The organism is Microbulbifer sp. 2205BS26-8 (assembly GCF_030731025.1).
GTDB classification, from domain to species: domain Bacteria; phylum Pseudomonadota; class Gammaproteobacteria; order Pseudomonadales; family Cellvibrionaceae; genus Microbulbifer; species Microbulbifer spongiae.
Genome location: NZ_JAVAMR010000125.1, coordinates 1 through 1,213 on the forward strand (window position 1 = coordinate 1; position 1,213 = coordinate 1,213).

The window sequence follows — 1,213 nt, forward strand, 5'->3', positions numbered from 1 at the left end:
TCTACGAACTAGGTGCAGCAAAACGCGGTGAAATTATCCCTTTCCCGCAGCCGGACAAGGAGCCGCAGAGGGAAGCGGCTAAACAAAAAGTGAACTGGGAGTGTGAGGATATTTATGTCTAATCAACTTGTAAAACAGGAATCAACACCAGTAGCTCAACCTATCGTGGGCTCCGAAACTGCTCAAGTAATGGCTGTTATTGAGCGTGTAGCGAGCAACCCAGATGCCGACATCGACAAGCTGGAGCGCCTACTAGATATGCAGGAGTGGGTCATGAACCGCAATGCAGAACAGGCTTTTAATGCTGCACTGGCCCAAATGCAAAGCGAGCTGCCCACAGTTGCAGAAACTGCCAAAGGGCACAACTCAAACTATGCGCCACTCGAAAAGATCAATGAGACTGTGCGCCCTACCTTGCAAAAGCACGGTTTTGCCGTGACATTCCGTACTGATCAGGGCAACAACGGGGTAAAAATTACTGCTGTCCTATCACATAGAGATGGCCATCATCAAGAAACTTCTCTAATTCTGCCCCTGGATACCAGCGGTAGTAAGAACGCCGTACAGGCCATAGGCTCAACCGTTAGCTATGGCAGACGGTATGCCCTTTGCGCTCTCCTGAATATCAGTACCGGAGATGATACAGACGGAGAGCCGCCAAAAGCTGGAAATTCTATTTCTCCTGATCAGATTCAAAAAATCCGCAATGCGATCAAGATGGCTGGGGACGATGAACAAATGTTCTGCAAGTCAGCAGGAATCTCCAGCATCCATCAACTGGAAGCGGCAAGGTTTCCTCGTGCTATGAATTATCTCAAAAACAAGGCACAGGGAGCGGTTCAATGATCATCTGCAAAGTTGAGCAGGGATCCGAAGAGTGGCGCCGCGAGCGCGCAGGAGCCGTCACCGCCAGTAATTTCTGTGAAATCCGGAAACGTCTCAAGAGTGGAAAAAACAAAGGCGATTTTACCTCCGCAGCCCATGACTACGCCTTCCGTTTAGCTGTTGAGCGCATTAGCGGAGAACCCCTGGACGGTGGTTTTCAAACCTGGGCAATGAAACGAGGCAATGAGCTTGAGCCCGAGGCCCGTGCAGCTCATGAGGATCACATCGATACATTCATCCAACAAACCGGGCTGGTTCTAACTGACGATAGAAAATTCGGGGCCTCTGCCGATGGGCTAATCGGTGAGGATGGCGGTAGCGAGTACAA

Annotated in this window: 2 protein-coding genes; both read left to right on the top strand. The window is 50.5% G+C overall.

The features are described 5' to 3' along the window. Nucleotides 1–114: 114 nt before the first annotated feature. The gene (locus Q5Y71_RS16825; protein ID WP_306043231.1) at nucleotides 115–846 is read left to right on the top strand and encodes an ERF family protein; all 732 of its coding nucleotides are present in this window, start codon (nucleotides 115–117) and stop codon (nucleotides 844–846) included. After that, nucleotides 843–1,213: YqaJ viral recombinase family protein (locus tag Q5Y71_RS16830; RefSeq protein WP_306043232.1), on the top strand; the 371-nt coding region annotated here is incomplete at its 3' end. The genes Q5Y71_RS16825 and Q5Y71_RS16830, both read left to right, overlap by 4 nt.

Coding starts and splice junctions, on each gene's coding strand:
- Q5Y71_RS16825 (WP_306043231.1), top strand. CDS start 115: ATGTCTAATCAACTTGTAAAACAGGAATCAACACCAGTAGCTCAACCT.